Consider the following 18,459-nt stretch of genomic DNA (forward strand, 5'->3'; position numbering starts at 1 on the left):
GCTCAATACCGGATTCGGGGATCGAGCAGCGCATAGGCGATGTCGATCAGCAGGTTCATGAGGAAGATGGCGAGGGCCGAAATCATGATCGCGGCCAGCACCACCGAGAAATCGCGCAGCAGGATCGAATCGATCATCAGCTTGCCGATGCCCGGAAAGCCAAAGATGGTCTCGACCACGACGGCGCCGTTCAGGATGGCGGCGGCCTGATCGCCGATCACGGTGATGACCGGCAGCATGGCATTGCGCAGCCCGTGCACGAAGATGATCGGCAGCGTGCGCACGCCCTTGGCGCGGGCGGTCTTTACATAGGCCGAAGACAGGACGTTGATCATCGAGCCGCGCACGACCTGCACGATCAGGCCGAAGGGCCGGATGAACAGCACCGCGACCGGCAGAACCCAGTGTGCGGCGCTGCCGGTGCCCGATGTCGGCAGCCATTGCAGGTTGACCGAAAAGATCACGATGGCGACGATTGCGATCCAGAAATCCGGCGCCGAGGCCCCGATCAGCGAGAAAAAGGTGGCCAGGCGGTCGAAGATGCCGCCCGCCCGGAAGGCGGCCAGCGAACCGACGACGATGGCGGCGATGGTCACGAAGGTCATGGTGATGACCGCCAGCGCCAGGGTCCAGGTGAAGGCCTCCAGCACCACCTGCATTGCCGGGCGGGCCTGCCGGATCGATTCGCCGAAATCGCCCTGCACTAGATCGCCGACATAGCGGCCGAACTGGACGATCAGCGGATCGTTGAAGCCGTGCATTTCGCGGAACTGTTCGCGCGCCTCGACCGAGGCGTCCAGCGGCAGATACAGGTCGGTCGGGTCGCCGGTCAGCCGGGACAGGAAGAATACGAGGATCACGAGGCCGATCAGCGAGACAGCGCTCGCCAAGGCCCGTTTTCCGATGAATTTGCTCATGCCACCCCCTCCCTCTGGGTGTCAAAGGCGGCGCGCGGCGCAAGTGCTGGGCGACGGCCTTGCTTGCAGTCGAATCATCGTGGCTTAGTTGATATATTAGTATATCTAAGATTTTTGTGAACTGGTTTTTTTTTGATCTGGGCGATCAAGGGCCGATATCCGGCGGCCTGCGCCGCAATCGCTGGCCGCCGGCGACCATCAGGGCGGTTGCAAAGATCACCGCCGCGCCGATCCATGTCGACAGTGGCGGGATTTCGCCGAAGAAGGCGAAGGCCAGCGCGGCGATGACCGGCAGCCGCAGAAAGTCCAGCGGTGCGAGGAACGAGGCATCGGCCAGTGCGAAGGCGCGCGTGATCAACGTCATGTTGAGGGCGCCAAGCCCGCCCTGCAGGGCCAGGAGCGCGAATTGCTGCGGCGTTGGCGTCGTCCAGACCGGCAGCGCGGCCAGCAGGCCCAGCGGCACCATGGTTAGCAGGTTCCAGGCGACCAGCCTGTCGGTCGTGTCGCGTTGCGCCATGCGGCGCAGGATCAGTTGGATCGCGGCGGTCAGAACCGCCGAGGCGAGGGCGAACAGCAGCCATGGATCGAATGAGGATGCGCCGGGGCGAATGATCACAAGGATACCGCCGAAGCCCGCCAAGACACCAAGGCCACGGCCTGCGCCGACGCGCTCGCCCAGAACCAGCCAGGCGCCGAGGGTCAGAAAGATCGGCATGGTAAAGCTGATCGCCGTGGCGTCGGCCAAGGGCGCGTGGGCGAAGGCCACGAACAGCGAAACCAGCGCGGCCAGCTTCAGTCCGGCGCGGACGGCGTGCAGCCAGCGATAGGGCGACGCGCGCAGATCCACGCGGGTCACGATCCAGGGCAGCACGGCCAGAAGGCCGAAACCTGCCCGGAAGAACCCGATAAGCAAAGGATGAACCTCGCCCGCCAGCAGCCGCACGATGACCGCATCAACCCCGCTCAGCAGCGCGGCGGCCAGCATCAGGGCGACGGCCAGACCCGGGCGGCTGCCCGGGATCATGGCCGCATACCGGGCGATGCCGGCGCCCGAGACCCGTCCCGCAGCCCGCAATCGCGGACTGCAAGGTTTGACGCCGGATCGAAGGCCCCGGAGATCAGCATCGTTTTCCGCCCAGCCGATAGCACGAGTTCACCTCAGCAGAAATTCTTCCGTTGACAATGTCATCTAATATATTAGTGTATGTGCAAGTCAAGCGGGCATACGCCGCGATTCTTCGGGGGGAGCATGGACACCAGACTTGCCTTTCATGCCCCGGACTCGGCTGCGCCGCTTTCCTCTGCCTTCATCGGACGGTTGCCATGACACGCAAGACCTATGATCAACTTCGCTCGGCCCGCTGGATGGTCCCGGATGACCAGCGCAGTTTCGGCCACCGCTCGCGCACCATGCAGATGGGCTATGACCCCGCCGACTGGGAAGGCCGGCCGATCATCGCGATCATCAATACCTGGTCGGATGCCCAGCCCTGCCACATGCATTTCAAGGACCGGGTCGAGTGGGTGAAACGCGGCATCCTGCAGGCCGGGGGTTTTCCCATGGAACTGCCGGCGCTGTCGCTCTCCGAGAACTTCGTCAAGCCGACGACCATGCTCTATCGCAACATGCTGGCGATGGAGACCGAAGAACTGTTGCGCTCGCATCCGGTCGATGGTGCGGTGCTGATGGGCGGTTGCGACAAGACCACGCCGGCGCTGGTCATGGGCGCGGTCAGCATGGGCCTGCCCTTTGTCTATCTGCCTGCCGGGCCGATGCTGCGCGGCAACTATGCCGGCAAGTATCTGGGTTCGGGCACGGACGGGTTCAAATACTGGGATGAGCGCCGCGCCGGCACCATCTCGAAAGAGGAATGGCAGGGCATCGAGGGCGGCATCGCCCGCAGCTATGGCCATTGCATGACCATGGGCACGGCCTCGACCATGACGGCGATTGCCGAGGCGATGGGGCTGACGCTGCCCGGCGCCTCGTCGATCCCGGCCGCGGATGCGAACCATCAGCGGATGTCCACCCAATGCGGCCGCCGCGCGGTCGAGATGGTCTGGGAGGACCTGACCCCCGCCAGGATCATCACGCCCGCCGCCGTGCGCAACGCCGTGACCGTGGCGATGGCGACCGGCTGTTCCACCAATGCGATCGTCCATGTCATCGCCATGGCCCGCCGCGCCGGGGTGCCGCTGGAACTGGACGATCTGGACCGCATCGGCCGCACGACGCCGGTGATCGCCAATATCCGCCCCTCGGGCACGACCTACCTGATGGAGGATTTCTACTATGCCGGCGGGTTGCGGGCGCTGATGAAGCAGCTTGGCGACAAGCTGGACCCGAACGCGATCACCGTCAGCGGCCGTCCCCTGGTCGAGGGGCTGGAGGATGTGAAGATCTGGAACGAGGATGTCATCCGGCCTCTGTCCAACCCCGTCTATCACGAGGGCTCGCTGGCGGTGCTGAAAGGCAATCTGTGCCCCGACGGCGCGGTCATCAAGCCGGCGGCCTGCGATCCGAAATTCCACCGCCACACCGGCCCGGCGCTGGTGGCGGACAGCTATCCCGAGATGAAGAGGATCATCGACGATCCCGATTATCCGCTGACACCCGACACGGTGCTGGTCCTGCGCAATGCCGGGCCGCAGGGTGGGCCGGGAATGCCTGAATGGGGCATGATCCCGATGCCCAAGGCGCTGCTGAAGCTGGGCCTGCGCGACATGGTGCGGATCTCGGACGCGCGCATGTCGGGCACCAGCTTCGGCGCCTGCGTCCTGCATGTCGCGCCCGAGGCTTTCGTTGGTGGCCCGCTGGCACTGCTGAAGACCGGCGACATGGTCGAACTCGACATTCCGAACCGCAGCCTGAACATGCTGGTCGGCGAGGATGAACTGGCCGCCCGCCGCGCGGCCTGGACCCCGCCCGAACCCCGCTATGGGCGCGGCTACGGCTTCATTTTCAGCAAGCATATCGAGCAGGCCGACAAGGGCTGCGACTTCGACTTCCTGAGAACCGAATTCGGCCGTCCGGTGGACGAGCCGGTCATCAACTGAGGCATATCATGACCGAACACACCCTTTCCGACGAAACCCGCGCCAAGCTGAAAAAGGTGTCCACCGCGTCGATCGCGACGGCGCTTTACAAGCGTGGTCTGCGCAACCAGTTCATTCAGGGCGTCGTGCCCGTCGCCCCCAAGGACGAGAACATGGTCGGGCCGGCCTTTACCCTGCGCTATATTCCCGCGCGCGAGGATCGCAACCCGATCACCGTGTTCCGCAACCCCGATCACCCGCAGCGTGTCGCCGTCGAAACCTGCCCGGCGGGCCATGTCCTGGTGATGGATGGCCGCAAGGACGCACGGGCTGCCACAGCCGGGTCCATCCTGATCACCCGGCTGGCCATGCGCGGCGCGGCGGGTGTGGTCACCGATGCCGGGATGCGCGATGCCGAGGGCATCGGCAAGCTTGACATGCCGGCCTATTACGCCAAGCCTTCGGCCCCGACCAACCTGACCCTGCACGAGGCGCTGGACATCAATGTTCCGATCTCATGCGGCGACGCGGCGGTGTTTCCGGGCGACGTTCTGGTCGGCGACAAGGACGGCGTGATGGTCATTCCCGCGCATCTGGCCGGTGAGATCGCCGACGAATGCACCGGCATGGAGAGCTTTGAGGATTTCGTTCTGGAAGAGGTTCTTGGCGGCGCCGCGATCATCGGCCTCTACCCCTGCACGAAGGACGAGAACCAGCAGAAATACGACGCCTGGCGCAGGAAGACCGGCCGCTGAGCGCCACCGGGGTTCTTATGCCCTGAGCTGTGAAGTCGGCCCCCCTGTCGGTGCATTTCGGCTTGACCTGCGCAATGCTGCGCACGGAATGGCAAGCGGCGGCCGGCCTTGGTGGCGGGGGACACTCGCGCCGGCCCGGTTTTCTGCAACCGGGCCTTTCGGTCCGCGTTGCAGAAAACGGCGCGGGGCGATTGCAGAAGAACCGCTCGGAGGTGTGTCACTTTATGCCAGAGGTGCCGTCGAACTTCTTCTCCAGGCTGTCCCAGCAGTCGATATAGTCGTCCTGCAACGGCGCTTCCTTGCCTGCAAACTCGGTCAGTTGCTGCGGAAAGCGGGTCTCGAACATGAAGGACATGGTGTTGTCCAGCTTTTCGGGCTTCAGATCGGCATTGCTGGCGCCCTCGAAGGCTTCGCGGTCCGGTCCGTGCGGCAGCATCATGTTATGCAGCGACATGCCGCCCGGCACGAAGCCGTGCGGCTTGGCGTCGTACTGGCCGTAGATGTTGCCCATCAGTTCGGACATGATGTTCTTGTGATACCAGGGCGGGCGGAAGGTGTTTTCCATCACCATCCAGCGCTCGCGGAACAGCACGAAGTCGATATTGGCCGTCCCCGGCACACCGGAAGGGGCGGTCAGCACAGTGAAGATCGAGGGGTCGGGATGGTCGAACAGGATCGCCCCGACCGGGCAGTAATTGCGCAGATCGTATTTGTAGGCGGTGTAGTTGCCGTGCCAGGCCACCACGTCCAGCGGGCTTTGCGCGATCTTCGTCTCGTGGAACTGGCCGCACCACTTGACGGTCACGGTCGAGGGCGCCTCGCGATCCTCGAAGGCGGCGACGGGGGCCTTGAAGTCGCGCGGATTGGCCATGCAGTTGGCGCCGATCGGGCCGCGGCCGGGCAGTTCGAACTTCTGGCCGTAATTCTCGCAGACAAAGCCGCGGGCCGGGCCTTCCAGAACCTCGACCCGGTAGACCATGCCGCGCGGGATGATGGCGATTTCCTTGGGTTCAAGGTCGATGATGCCCAGTTCGGTCGCAAAGCGCAGACGGCCCTCCTGCGGGACGACCAGCAATTCGCTGTCGGCCGAGAAGAAATATTCGTCCTTCATCGACTCGGTCACCAGATAGATATGTGCGGCCATGCCGACCTGCGTGTTCACATCGCCCGCCGTGGTCATGGTGCGCATGCCGGTGATCCAGTTCAGCTTTTCCCCGGTCTGCGGCACCGGGTCCCAGCGATACTGGCCGAGGCTGGTCACGTCGGGCAGCACATTGGGGGCCGATTTCCAGTAAGGCACGTCGATCTTCTTGTAGCGGGTCGAGTGCTTGACGCTGGGGCGGATGCGATAGCACCAGGTTCGCTCGGGCGGATTGGCGGTGAAGGCGGTGCCCGACAACTGTTCGCCATAAAGGCCATAGTTGCATTTCTGGGGTGAGTTCATGCCCTGCGGCAGTGCGCCCGGCAGTGCCTCGGTTTCGAAATCATTGCCAAAACCGGGCATGTAGCCTTCGTGGGTGCCGATGCTGCTGGTGGCGCGGACCATGCCGCGCGGAAGATCATGGGTGGTCATCGAGGCTCCTCCTTCCCGGGACGGAATTTCATTTCTTGTGCAACGACCATACCGTTGCAATAGCAACAATGTCAATCGACATTCCCTCAGGCGTGACGTTTTTGTTGCGGCGGCAACGAGATTGTGATGCTCTTTCAGGGACAAGGAGAGAGGCATGTCGTTCGATCTGGATGAGTTCCTGCCCTACCGCCTCAGCGTGGCGGCCGCGCAGATCAGCCGCCGATTCGCGGCACGCTATGAGGCCGAGGCCGGGCTGACCATTCCGGAATGGCGGGTGCTGGCGCATCTGGGCCGATCCGGTGCCGTCAGTGTGCGCGACATCAATATCCGCGTGAATCTGGACAAGTCGATGGTCAGCCGGGCGGCGACGCGGCTGGAAGAGGCCGGGATGGTCCGAAAGTCGGAACATGAGACCGACCGCCGGCTGATCGTGCTGGAACTGACCGATGAGGGCCGCGCGCTGATGCGGCGGCTGGGCCGCATCGCCGAGGAGTTCCAGGCCGAGTTGCTGGCAGATCTCGGCCCCGAGGCCGCGACACTGGATCGGGCATTGCGCCGCCTGATCGCGCCCGATCGCTGATTACCTGCCCCGCCCGGGGACGGGGTCAGCGGCTTGCGACCGGCCATCCTGTCCGGCCTCTGGCTGCGTCGCCTTTGCGATGGCCCGGTCCAGCGCCTCGATCCCGCGTTCCAGCGCGGCGCGGTCACGGGCCGGCATCGCCTCGAGGATCCGGGCGGCCTGTACCTCGACATCGCCGAAGGCCTGCCGGAACAGCCGGCGGCCCTCATCGGTGATGGCATAGTTCCGCAAGCGCCGGTCCGAACCCAGGATGGTGCGGGTAATCAGACCCTTTTCTTCCAGCCGCGTCGCCGCCCGGCTGACCTGAACCTTGTCCAGCGAGGTTCGTTGTGACAATTGCAGCGAATCCAGTGACCCGGCATCTTCCAGCAGGAACAACAGCCGCCATTCCTCGCGCGAAAGCCCGTGCTGCCGGCCATAGACCGCCACCAGCTGCCGCGAAAACCGCTCGGCCACGACCGCCAGCCGGTAGGGAAAGAACGTCTCAATGTGCATGGGTCATCTGCCGGCTAAGGAAATGGATGGTTTCGTCTGAAACGGATGCCTTCCGGGCCGTGGAAAATCAAGCCTCGGGCCATTTGGCAGGGCGCCCGCCGAGATGCCGCCCGCGGACGCCCGTTCATCAGGTCGCAAGATAGAGCGACAGCACCGGCAGCGCGATGATCAGCAGAAGCCGGACGATATCCGCGACCCAGAAGACAAAGACGCCCCGGAAGATCGTCCCCAGCGAGACATCCGGCAGCACCGAGCGCAGCACGAAGACATTCATGCCGATGGGTGGCGTGATCAGGCTGATCTCGGTCACCACCACCACGATGATGCCGAACCAGATCAGCACCGCATCCGGATCCTGCAGGATCTGCAGCCCGAAATCGAGATCCGAGACCAGCGGATAGAAGACCGGCACGGTCAGCAGGATCATCGACAGGCTTTCCAGAAAGCAGCCCAGCACCATGTAGATCACCACGATCACCAGCAGCACCGCCCATGACGAAAGGCCCAGCTGTTCGACGATGTCGGACAGGCTGTCGGGCAGACCGGCGAAGGTGACGAAATTGCTGAAGATCTCGGCCCCGATGATGATGGCGAAGATCATCGCCGAGGCGGTCGCGCTGTCCAGAAATGCGGTCCATAGCGCCCCCCGGGTCATGCCTCCGGTGGCGAAGGCGATCAGCAGGGCGGCGGCGGCGCCCATGCCGGCGGCCTCGATCGGGGTGAAGAAGCCGCCATAGATGCCGGCCATGATGAAGACGAACAGGCCCAGCACCGCGATCACGCTGATCGCATCGCTGCGGCTCATCGGATGAACCTCGCCGACCTGCGGGGCCAGTTCCGGCTTCAGCCGGACGGCGACCATCACCGCCAGCAGATAGCCGATGATGCCAAGGATGCCGGGAATGATGCCGGCCAGGAACAGCTTGCCGATATCCGCCTCGGTCAGCAGGCCGAAGATGATCAGCACCACCGACGGCGGGATCAGGATCCCCAGCGTTCCCCCGGCCGCGATGGCGCCGGTCGCCAGGCTGTCGGAATAGCCGAAGCGGCGCATCGAGGGCATGGTGACCTTGGACATGGTCGCCGCCGTGGCCAGCGAAGATCCGCAGACGGCCGAAAAACCGCCGCAGGACAGCACCGTCGCCATGGCCAGCCCGCCGCGCATCCGCCCGAAGACCCGGTCGGCGGCCGAGAACAGCCCCTGCGCGATGCCCGATCCGGCCAGCACGTTGCCCATGAAGATGAACAGCGGCACCACCGACAGCGAATAGTTCAGCCCGGTCTCGAAGACCGCATTGCCGACCATCGCGCCAGCAGGCCCCCAGCCACGCAGCAATCCGAAGCCGACACCGCCGACAATGGCCATTGCGAAGGCGATGGGGATGCGGATGAAGACCATCGCCAGCAACACGACGAGGGCGATCAGGGAAATGGTCATGGGGCCTCCTGGCGCAGGATCATAGCGAGGGCCGATACCACGCAGCTTGCGGCGCCCAGAAAGGCCAGCGGCGCCATCGGCAGGGCAAGCGACGCGCTGCGCGTGCCCTCTTGCAACTGGTCCATGCCGATCAGCACCAGACGCCAGGCGAAATAGGCCAGGACCAGCGCTGACGCCGCCCCCGCAAGCCGGCCCAGCAGCAGCTGAAGCGGGCGCGGAAGCAGATGCAGCGCCAGATCGACCTCGACATGGCCGCCATCGGCGCTGGTCAGCGGCAGCGCCGAGAAGACCAGCGCCGCCAGCAGCATCTGCGTCAGCTCATAGGCGCCGCCGAAGGGCCGGTTCAGCGCATAGCGCCCGACCACATCGATGCAGGTCACTGCGATCAGCAACAGGATCAGCAGGGCCGAAACTGCCGCCAGCACGCGATACCAGGCGGTCTGCCGGTGCGGTGTCCGCCCCGGGATCATGTCCGGGGCCGGACCCTCTGGCAACGGGGTCTCAGAGGTCATCACATCTGAATCCCGGTCATGCCGCGGAACTCGGCCAGCGCGGCCATGCCGTCATAGCCGTCGCCAAGCCCGTCCGACCATGCCTGTTCCAGCTTGCCGGCGGCCGCCTTGAGGGCCGAGACCACGGCGTCCGGGGCCTGGTAGAAATCGACCTTGTCGCCGATTTCCCCTTGCGCGGTCGTGTCGGCGTCATTCCAGGCCTTGCCCACGCGCTCGGCGAAGGCTTCGCCTGAAATCGCGTCGATCGCGGCGCGGTCCGCCTCGGACAGGCTTTCCCACTTGTCCTCGTTGACGACGAAGAACCAGGTGGTGTTGTAGATGCCGCCCGGCACGGTCATCGAATACTTGATGTCATCGACCAGGTTGAAGGCGGTCATCGCCTCATAGGTGAAGGTCACCCCGTCGATCACGCCACGCGACAGCTTTTCGTAAACCTCGGTCGAGGACATGAACAGAGGCGTCGCGCCAAGCGCCGTGACCAGATCGCCCACATAGCCGCCGGGCACCCGCAGCTTCAGCCCCTGCATGTCGGCGGTGGTCTCGATCTTGCGGACATTGTTGTGCAAGAGCCCGGGCCCGTGCATGAACAGGCCCAGCAGATGCGTGCCCTCATGTTCCGCCGCGGCATCCAGCTGGCCGCCATAGATCGACCAGTAGGCCGTGGAATTGGCGATGGCATCGTCGCCGAGGAAGCTGAACTGTCCCAGCCGCGCGCGGGTAAAGCGGTCGTCCTCGGTGAAGGAATGCAGGCCATAGGTCACATCGGCGATGCCGTCGCGGGCCATGTCGAAATGCGCCGGCGGGCTGCCCAGCGGCTTGCCCATGATCCGCACGGTGACGCGGCCCTCGGTGACCTTCTCGACCTCTTCGGCCCAGGGCTCGAAGGCGTTGATGACGATCGGATGTTTGGGCGGCAGCCAGGACGACATGATCAGTTCCTGCGCCATCAGCGGGGTGCCCGACAGCAGCAGGCCGGCAAGCGCAAGTTTCAGTGATTTCATCTTCTCTCTCCCTGAAGGTTCTTCGTCTAACGCAAAGGGTCGAAATTATCCGGATGCGCCGCAGCAAAGGCCGGATGGTTCCGGCAGGCCACGGCCACGGCCGAGATGCGGGGCAGATGGCCGACATCGACGCCCCAGCGGCTGGCGTTGTAAAGCTGTGGCATCAGCGTGCAGTCGGCCATGCCGGGGGCGTCGCCCAGACAGAACCGCCCCGAGAAACCGGGATGATCCAGCATTGCCTCGATCGCGGTCAGGCCGGTGGCGATGTTGTCCCGGTTCCATGTCGTGCGTGCCTCGGCACCCGCCAGTTGCTCGACCCGGGACAGGATGGCCAGGTTCGAGATCGGGTGAATCTCGCAGGCCACCGCCAGCGACAGGGCGCGGACATGCGCGCGGGCCGCGGGTTCCGCGGGCAGAAGCGGCGGCTCGGGCCGCGTCTCCTCAAGATATTCGAGGATCGCCAGCGATTGCGTCAGCACCAGCCCGTCGATGTCCAGCGCCGGCACCAGTCCCTGCGGGTTCAGCGTCAGATGCGCGGCCCCGCGCTGTGCGCCGGCGACCAGATCGACGGAGACGCGGTCATGGGCGACGCCTTTCAGCGCCAGTGCGATCCGCACCCGGTAGGAGGCCGAGGACCTCCAGTAATCATGCAGGACGATCCGGTTTCCCACGCCGCCGCACTCACTCGTTCGCGGGCAGGATGCGGCCGTGGCAGGGGCCGAAACCCACCCGGTAGCCGCCGCCTTCGGCAAAGGCGTAAAGCCCGACCTCGTCGCCGTCCTCGATGAAGGTCCGGTCCTCGCCATTGACCCGCACCGCGTCCCTGCCGCCCTGTGTCATTTCCAGAAGCGCGCCTGTCTGCTCGGGGCCGGGACCCGAGATGGTGCCCGATCCCAGCAGATCGCCCACCCGCATCGGGCAGCCCGACTCGGTGTGATGGGCCAGTTGCTGGGCGCTGGAGTAATACATGACGTTGTAATTGGTCCGGCCCATGGCCTGCCCGTTCATGGTCCAGCCGATGGTCATGTCGTAAAAGCCCGGACGGCTTTCCTGCAGATAGGGCAGCAACGGATTCACCCGCGCGGCGCCCTTGCAGCGGAACGGCTCCAGCGCGGCCTGCGTGACAATCCAGGGGCTGATCGTGGTGCCAAGCGCCTTGGACTGGAACGGTCCCAGCGGCTGATATTCCCACGCCTGAATGTCGCGGGCCGACCAGTCGTTCAGCAGCACATAGCCGAAGATCATCTGTTCGGCCTCTTCGACGCTCACACGTTCGCCCATGCGGCTGTCTGCGCCGACGATGGCGCCCAGTTCCAGTTCCAGATCCAGCCGGCGGCAGGCGGTCCATTCCGGCCCGGCTTCGCCCTTCACCTGCCCCATCGGGCGGCGGATCTCGGTGCCCGACACCACCACCGAGGAGGCTCGGCCGTTATAGCCTATCGGCATGTGGGTCCATTGAGCGGGCAAGGCATTCTCGGGGCCGCGGAACAGCACGCCGACATTGAAGGCGTGGTTCTTCGAGGCGTAGAAATCCGTGAACTCGGTCACCCGGATCGGCAGGTGCAGCGTGGCATCCGCCATGGCGACCAGCGGCAGGCTGTCGTCGCCGCCCTCGGCCAGAAGCCCGGTCAGGCGATCCCGGATCTCATCCCACTTATCCCGACCCAGGGCGATGAAATCATTCAGTTGCGGTCGGGCGAAAGTGCCACCCGCATCCAGCAGGCCGCGCGTCTCGCAGGTGGCCAGATCGACGATCATATCGCCGATGGCAACGCCACAGCGGGGGGACTCGCCGGCCATGGAAAACACGCCGTAAGGCAGATTCTGAATGGGGAAATCGCAGTCTTTTCCGTTCGCAGCCGAAACCCAGCTACGCAACGGCTGTCCAGCCGCCGGCATATGATACCTCCTGTTTTCTGAAGCGTGTCATCGCGGCAGAGAGGCGATGACGCAGCGCCTTACGGTCACCATCAGTAGCAGATTTCGTTTCAAGTGCAACCATTTTCTGCCCGGATCGGGTTGATCCCCGCCCGCGTCACGTCATGATCGAGGCGAGAAGGTCGCTCGACTTCGACATGCGGAGCTTCTGATAGGCGCGCTGGCGATAGGTCAGCACGGTGCCGGTGCCCAGCCCCAGTTCCGCGCCGATCTGCCGGGCCGTCCGCCCGGCCAGCGTGCGCGCGCAGACCTGATTTTCCCTGCCCGTCAGCACGGGATGGCTTGCGGCCAGCCGGGCTTCGATCGTCCCGATCAGCGAGGCGCCCTTCGGGTGCGGGCGCATCAGCCGCGTCAGCCCGGTGATCGCGATCTGCGCCAGCGCGCCCAGTTGCGCCATGTCGACCTCATCCTGTCGGCGGCGCTGATAGAAGGTGACCACGAGGCTGTAATCCTGCGCCTTCCACCCGAAACAGATCTTTTCCGAGAATCGCGGTTGCTCGAAACACAGTTTGCGATAGGCACCAAGTTCGATCGCCTCGGCCGGGATGCGGCAGACGAAGGCATTCCCCGGCCGCGCCGCCAGCCGTGCGGCCACCGCCGGATCGCTGCGGTGATAGCGTCGGGCATAGGCTTCGGCGCGTTCGGCCACATCCCCCAGATCGCTGGACGAGGCCAGCGTTTCAGGGGCGCCCTCAGCGACGCGATAGGCGAACAGTTCCTCAATACCGGCCGCCGAATGCGCCGCTTCCAGCAGCCGCTCCGAGAACAGGCCAAGATCGCGGGCATCCAGCACCGCCGCCGCACGATCCGGGTCGATCAGGCCAACCGAAGCCATGAATGATCCTCCGTCTTGCCTTCTGTCATTAGACCTACAGACATACAAGTCAAGATCGTTTCATTAGAAATGATCTCAACGTAATTCCAGCTGAAAAACGCGAGAGAAAGAAAGATGAGCAAACCCTTTGCATCGTCGGCCGACACGGTCGAAAAAACCGATACGCTGGAAACCCTTGGCGATGGCGTCTATGCGCTGACCGCCGAGGGTGATCCCAATGTCGGCGCCGTCGAGGGCGAGGATTTCGTCGTCGCCATCGAATCGCGGGCCACGCCATCGGCGTCGCGCGACTGGCTGAAGATCCTGCGCGAACAGACCGACAAGCCGATCCGCTATCTGATCCTGACTCATTACCATGCCGTGCGGGTGCTGGGTGCCAGCGCCTTCGACGCGGGCGACATCATCATGTCGAACGCCTCGCGCGACCTTGTGGCCGAACGTGGCGAAGAGGACTGGAAAAGCGAATTCGGCCGGATGCCGCGCCTGGCCAAGAATGCCGACGAGGTTCCCGGCCTGACCTGGCCCACCATCACCTTCGAGCGCGACTACGACATCGACCTGGGCGGCGATCGCGGCAAGCTGGAACTGCGCTTTCTGGGGCGCGGCCATACCGGCGGCGACATCACCGTCTGGCACGACAAGACCCGCACCCTCTATGCCGGCGATCTGGTCGAGGCCAAGGCCGCGCTCTATACCGGCGACGCCTATCATTTCGACTGGGCCGGCGACACGCTGGACAAGGTCAAGGCCTACCGGTCCGAGAACCTGATCGGCGGACGCGGCGCCGTGGCCCGCGGCGTGGCCGAAACCGATGCCGCGGTCGAACAGACCCGCAAGTTCCTGCACGGCATGATCGAGAATGTCGGCCGTGCCCACAAGGCCGGCGGTGACCTGAGGGCGGCCTTCGAGGCTACGCGCGATGCGCTGGCCCCCGAATTCGGCGCCTGGCCGATCTTCGAGCATTGCCTGCCCTTCGACGTGCAGCGGCTGTGGGACGAATATGACGGGATCGAGCATCCGCGCATCTGGACGGCCGAACGCGACCGCGAGGTCTGGGCCAAGCTGCAGGGGTGACCGCCATGGCGCATGTTTCGGCAATCCGCGTCTACAGGCAGATCGGCGCAACCCCCGCGCCTGCCGTGCCCGAGGATCACGCCCGCATCGTCATCGCCGGGGCAGGGCCGGTGGGCCTTGCCATGGCGCTGGATCTGGGCCGGCGGGGCCATGCGGTGACGGTGGTGACCCGGCTCGACTTCATCGCCCATTGCTCGAAGGCGATCTGCTTTTCCAAGCGGTCGCTGGACATTCTGGATCGGCTGGGCGTCGGCGATCCGGCGGTCGAGAAAGGCGTGACCTGGAACGTCGGCAAGGTGTTCTGGGGGAAGGGCGACCAGCCCGTCTATCAGTTCGACATGCTGGCGGTCAAAAACCAGAAGCGGCCGGGTTTCATCAACATCCAGCAATATTACATCGAGGAATATCTGCTGGACGGGCTGTCGGCCCTGCCCAATGTCGAGATCCGCTGGGGCCACGAGATCGAGGGCGTGACCCCGGCGCAGGACGGCGTCACACTGGACATCTCGACCGTTGATGGCCGCTACCTGCTGAAGGCGGAATGGCTGATCGCCTGCGACGGCTCGCGCTCGACGGTGCGCGACAGGCTGGGTCTGGATTTCGAGGGCCGGGTGTTCGAGGACAACTTCCTGATCGCGGATATCCGCATGAAGGATCGGCAGATGCCGCCCGAGCGCTGGTTCTGGTTCGATCCGCCCTTCAACCCCGGCCAGTCGGCACTGATGCACCGCCAGCCCGACGATGTCTGGCGGCTGGATTTCCAGCTTGGCTGGGACATCGACCGCGAGGCGGCGACGCGCCCCGAGAATGTCGAGCCCTTCATTCGCGCCATGCTGGGCGACGAGGTCGAGTTCGAGCGCGAATGGTACAGCGTCTACACCTTCCAGTGCCGGCGCATGGCCCGTTTCGTGCATGGCCGGACCATTTTCGCCGGCGACTCGGCGCATCTGGTGTCGCCTTTCGGGGCGCGCGGCTGCAATGGCGGTTTCGCCGATATCGACAATCTGGGCTGGAAGCTGGATCTGGTCCTGCGCGGCGAGGCATCCGAAGACCTGATCGAAACCTATAACGACGAGGCGATTGCAACGGCGGATGAGAACATCCTGAACTCCAGCCGCTCGACCGATTTCCTGACGCCCAAGTCCACGGCCAGCCGGGCGCTGCGCGATGCGGTGCTGGAACTGGCGCAGGACCATGAATTCGCCCGGCCCCTGGTGAATTCGGGACGCCTGTCCACGCCGGTCAGCTATCCGGCATCGCGGCTGTCCACGCCCGACCGGGACGACTGGACGGGCGGCGTGGCCCCCGGCAGCCCGGTTCTGGACGCGCCCTGCGGCGATGGCTGGCTGCTTGATCGGCTGGACGGCGATTTCGTGCTGCTGAGCCATGGCTGGCAGGGTGAGGCCCCGGCGGGCCTGCGCGTCCTGCCCGTCGACGGCATCGCGGCCGAGCGCCTGGCACCGGCCGAAGGGGGTGCCTGTCTGGTGCGTCCCGATCAATATGTCGCCGCACGCTGGCGGCAACCCGACGCGGCCGCGATTGCCGCCGCATGGGTCCGCGCAAAAGGAGGCGAGGCATGAGCGGGTTGATCACCACCCCCAACCTGTCCGACCCGGACGATATCTATGCGCAACTGGTCCAGTTGCATGACGGGCTGAGCGAGGCCGAGAGCCTCAGGGTCTGGTCGCGGCTGGTCCTGACACTGGTCAACCATATTGGCGACCGCGCGGTGATCGAACAGGCCATCGCCGTCGCAAGCGGCGAAGAAAACGTGCGGCGCTGACATCCACCTGCTTCGGAAAGCTGCGGCCCGGTCCTGCAGATCCGTCGAGCCCGCCCGTGACTGTTTCCGACAGGACGCTCTCCTTTGTTGATCACCGGAGGCACACCGATGCCGTCGGGGGCGGCCACATGATCAAAGCCAGGCTGAATGTTTCACGACGAGCCGCATTGGTGGGTTGCGTTCGGGCGTCCCGGATATCCGCCCTGCTCGGATGGAAAGGATGGCAGTTGCGGAATTCGGCCCCGGTAAGTGAGCCCGGCTCTGGGCGACTTCCAAAATAGATCACCACGGGCTACAGAGCCATCAGATCGCTTAACCAGTTGCATGTCGAAGTACCAGAGGACGTGACCCATGGCAAACCACTAGGGCACCAACGGCAGCGAAGCCTGGACGGGAACGAATACCGCGGATCAAGCCTACATGAATGACGGCGACGACACGGTTTCAGGCTTGGGCGGTAATGACTATATCAGCGGTGGTTCGGGGAACGACAGCCTGCGTGGCGATGGCGGCAACGACACCCTTGCGGGCGATACAGGCAACGACACGCTCTGGGGCATGGAGGGCGATGATCATCTGCGCGCCGGTAGCGGGATCAACCACCTCTATGGCGGCAATGGCAATGATCGGCTCACGACCAGTGGTCAGGGCTATGCCGATGGCGGCGCCGGCAATGACCGGATCGCGGTCTCCGGAGCGGGCCGGGAAACGCTGAAAGGCGGCGCCGGTGACGATTACCTGGATCTGACCTCGATCATCAGCGATCTCGTCATCGACCTGCGCAAGTCGGTCAACCTTACCGCCGGCAAGACCATATCCGGGTTCGAACGCATTGACACCGGAGAGGGGAATGACCGGCTCATCGGAACGAATGCGGACGACAGAGCCTCCACATACGGCGGAAACGACGTGGTCCATGCGATGGGCGGAAACGATTCCGTCTATGGCGGTGCCGGCAACGATTCGCTGCATGGATATGACGGGCGCGACAACTTGCGCGGCGAGGCCGGAGACGATCTCCTCGATGGCGGCGCGGGCAATGACTATCTGGATGGCGGCGATGGCAGGGATGTGATCAGGGGCGGCGCGGGTGACGACCTCATCAATAGCGGCAGTGGCTTCGGTACCGTCTATGGCGGCGAAGGGAGTGACTTTATCTATGTCGGCGGTCCGGGTGTGTACGATGGTGGTGCGGGAGACGACTATGTCTACGCCACCATCGAAGGGGGCCTGACCCTGCGCGGCGGGGCGGGGCGGGATACGCTTTTCATACAGCAGACGACCGCCGGCCATGCCATCAATCTGAAAACGGGGGCGACATGGACACCGGACCTTTCAGTTCAGGGGTTCGAGGTCCTGCACAGCGGTGATGGAAACGATACGATCTGGGGAACGGAGACCGACGATCATATCGATGGCAGCGGCGGCGGCGACCGCATTTTCGGTTATGCCGGTGATGACGCACTTTTTGGCGGGCAAGGCGCGGATTCCATCTGGGGTTATGACGGAGCAGACTGGATCAATGGCGATGCTGGCGACGACGAACTGGCCGGCATGGGTGGCGATGATTGGCTTTCGGGCGGCGTCGGAAACAACCTGATCCGGGGCGGAGTGGGTAACGACTGGATCACCTCGTCCGGCATCGATACCGTTTACGGGAATGCCGGCAACGACCAGATCGCTGTTTCTGGCCGGGGCTTGTACGATGGTGGAACCGGGAACGACACCATCGAGTCCAGCGGTGGCGCCGGACAGACGCTGGACGGCAATCTCGGTTTTGATGCGATCAGCTTCTTCCGGGCAACCGGCGACGTCACGATTGATCTTCGGACCGGAGAGACAGGATGGACCGGCACGGTCGTCCGGAGTTTTGAAGAGGTCGAGACTGGAAAGGGGAATGACAGGCTGACCGGGACGGAGGGCAGCGACTCTCTCTCCGGCCTCGCTGGCGACGACCAGATCTGGGGTCTTGGAGGCGACGACATCATCCGCGGAGGCGCCGATGGCGACAGGCTCATGGGCGGCAATGGCAACGACGATCTCCGCGGCCAGGACGGGAACGATACCATCAAGGGCGATGCCGGCAACGACCTGATCGAAGGCGGTGCCGGAACGGATGTGCTCATCGGTGGCGGCGGTGCCGACACCTTCCGGTTTTATCGCCTGAGCGATTCGGGATTGAACGCCGGTGCCGATCTCATTTCGGGTTTCGGCGGCGCGGGCGCTGCCCCGGGCGACCGCATCTTTCTCGGCTACTTCGACGCCGACATCACGCAGGCGGGTCGTCAGGCTTTCAGCTTCAACGGCACGACCGCCGGCGGTGCCGGAACGGTCTGGCTACGCGACAATGGAACCGAGAGCTGGGTCTATTTCAATGTAGATGCCGATCCCGGTGCCGAGATGATGCTGAGGATCGCGGACGGAGCGACGCGGGCATCCGACTATGTCGCGGGCGACTTCATGATTTGGGTATGATGCAGAGCCCGTGGCGTGGGTGCCATCCACATCTGACCGGCACGGGT

The 18,459-nt window shown here is 64.5% G+C and carries 17 protein-coding genes and 1 pseudogene; 8 read left to right on the forward strand and 10 right to left on the reverse strand.

All coding sequences use genetic code 11. The features are described 5' to 3' along the window. Positions 1-2: 2 nt before the first annotated feature. Both KNW02_RS14555 and KNW02_RS14560 read right to left on the reverse strand, forming a co-directional pair. Entirely contained in the window at positions 3-917 is a 915-nt protein-coding gene (locus KNW02_RS14555; protein ID WP_216034008.1) for an ABC transporter permease, read from the reverse strand. Positions 918-1,062: 145 nt separating this feature from the next. Next, positions 1,063-1,941 carry a DMT family transporter gene (locus KNW02_RS14560; protein ID WP_252733903.1) on the reverse strand — a complete coding sequence of 293 codons (879 nt, stop codon included), beginning with the start codon at positions 1,939-1,941 and terminating at the stop codon, positions 1,063-1,065. A gap of 299 nt (positions 1,942-2,240) precedes the next feature. Between KNW02_RS14560 and araD the strand changes: the two genes are divergently transcribed. Together araD and KNW02_RS14570 are read left to right on the forward strand one after the other, a co-directional pair. After that, positions 2,241-3,974 (forward strand): L-arabinonate dehydratase, encoded by a 1,734-nt coding sequence (gene araD, locus KNW02_RS14565; protein ID WP_216034009.1) that lies wholly within the window; start codon positions 2,241-2,243, stop codon positions 3,972-3,974. 8 nt (positions 3,975-3,982) lie between these two features. After that, positions 3,983-4,708, forward strand: coding sequence for a ribonuclease activity regulator RraA (locus KNW02_RS14570; protein ID WP_216034010.1), 726 nt, complete (start codon positions 3,983-3,985; stop codon positions 4,706-4,708). Positions 4,709-4,925: 217 nt separating this feature from the next. Here KNW02_RS14570 and hmgA read toward each other — a convergent pair whose 3' ends face one another. Next, entirely contained in the window at positions 4,926-6,281 is a 1,356-nt protein-coding gene (gene hmgA, locus KNW02_RS14575; RefSeq protein WP_216034011.1) for a homogentisate 1,2-dioxygenase, read from the reverse strand. Positions 6,282-6,435: 154 nt separating this feature from the next. Here hmgA and KNW02_RS14580 point away from each other — a divergent pair, with 154 nt between their 5' ends. Next, complete coding sequence (locus KNW02_RS14580) at positions 6,436-6,861, forward strand: MarR family winged helix-turn-helix transcriptional regulator (RefSeq protein WP_216034012.1); 426 nt, start codon at positions 6,436-6,438, stop codon at positions 6,859-6,861. On the opposite strand, the gene KNW02_RS14585 is transcribed toward KNW02_RS14580, so the two are convergent. The 7 genes from KNW02_RS14585 to KNW02_RS14615 form a co-directional block, all read right to left on the reverse strand. After that, complete coding sequence (locus KNW02_RS14585; protein ID WP_216034013.1) at positions 6,862-7,356, reverse strand: MarR family winged helix-turn-helix transcriptional regulator; 495 nt, start codon at positions 7,354-7,356, stop codon at positions 6,862-6,864. It lies immediately after the preceding gene. Between the two features lie 127 nt (positions 7,357-7,483). Beyond that, complete coding sequence (locus tag KNW02_RS14590; RefSeq protein ID WP_216034014.1) at positions 7,484-8,794, reverse strand: TRAP transporter large permease; 1,311 nt, start codon at positions 8,792-8,794, stop codon at positions 7,484-7,486. Next, entirely contained in the window at positions 8,791-9,306 is a 516-nt protein-coding gene (locus KNW02_RS14595; protein WP_216034015.1) for a TRAP transporter small permease, read from the reverse strand. Before KNW02_RS14595 ends, KNW02_RS14590 begins: the two co-directional genes overlap by 4 nt. Then, the gene (locus KNW02_RS14600) at positions 9,306-10,307 is read right to left on the reverse strand and encodes a TRAP transporter substrate-binding protein (RefSeq protein ID WP_216034016.1); all 1,002 of its coding nucleotides are present in this window, start codon (positions 10,305-10,307) and stop codon (positions 9,306-9,308) included. Before KNW02_RS14600 ends, KNW02_RS14595 begins: the two co-directional genes overlap by 1 nt. A 26-nt stretch (positions 10,308-10,333) precedes the next feature. Beyond that, positions 10,334-10,978, reverse strand: a complete 645-nt coding sequence (maiA, locus tag KNW02_RS14605) for a maleylacetoacetate isomerase (protein ID WP_216034017.1) — start codon at positions 10,976-10,978, stop codon at positions 10,334-10,336. Positions 10,979-10,988: 10 nt separating this feature from the next. Beyond that, positions 10,989-12,206 (reverse strand): fumarylacetoacetase, encoded by a 1,218-nt coding sequence (gene fahA, locus KNW02_RS14610; RefSeq protein WP_216034018.1) that lies wholly within the window; start codon positions 12,204-12,206, stop codon positions 10,989-10,991. A gap of 136 nt (positions 12,207-12,342) precedes the next feature. Next, complete coding sequence (locus KNW02_RS14615; protein WP_252733905.1) at positions 12,343-13,080, reverse strand: helix-turn-helix transcriptional regulator; 738 nt, start codon at positions 13,078-13,080, stop codon at positions 12,343-12,345. Positions 13,081-13,194: 114 nt separating this feature from the next. Here KNW02_RS14615 and KNW02_RS14620 point away from each other — a divergent pair, with 114 nt between their 5' ends. The 5 genes and pseudogenes from KNW02_RS14620 to KNW02_RS14635 all read left to right on the forward strand — a co-directional run bounded on the left by KNW02_RS14620 (position 13,195) and on the right by KNW02_RS14635 (position 18,412). Then, a complete protein-coding gene (locus KNW02_RS14620; RefSeq protein ID WP_216034019.1) occupies positions 13,195-14,154 on the forward strand; it encodes an MBL fold metallo-hydrolase in 960 nt (319 codons plus the stop codon). A gap of 5 nt (positions 14,155-14,159) precedes the next feature. Beyond that, positions 14,160-15,734, forward strand: a complete 1,575-nt coding sequence (locus KNW02_RS14625) for an FAD-dependent oxidoreductase (RefSeq protein WP_216034020.1) — start codon at positions 14,160-14,162, stop codon at positions 15,732-15,734. Then, on the forward strand, positions 15,731-15,937 hold the full coding sequence (locus KNW02_RS14630; RefSeq protein ID WP_216034021.1) for a DUF2783 domain-containing protein: 207 nt from the start codon (positions 15,731-15,733) through the stop codon (positions 15,935-15,937). Before KNW02_RS14625 ends, KNW02_RS14630 begins: the two co-directional genes overlap by 4 nt. A 405-nt stretch (positions 15,938-16,342) precedes the next feature. Next, positions 16,343-16,564, forward strand: a pseudogene (locus tag KNW02_RS21300) (calcium-binding protein); the annotation flags it as partial. A gap of 204 nt (positions 16,565-16,768) precedes the next feature. After that, on the forward strand, positions 16,769-18,412 hold the full coding sequence (locus KNW02_RS14635; RefSeq protein WP_431356761.1) for a calcium-binding protein: 1,644 nt from the start codon (positions 16,769-16,771) through the stop codon (positions 18,410-18,412). Positions 18,413-18,459: the final 47 nt, after the last annotated feature.

This window comes from Paracoccus marinaquae (assembly GCF_018860165.1).
In the GTDB taxonomy this organism is placed as follows: Bacteria; Pseudomonadota; Alphaproteobacteria; order Rhodobacterales; family Rhodobacteraceae; genus Paracoccus; species Paracoccus marinaquae.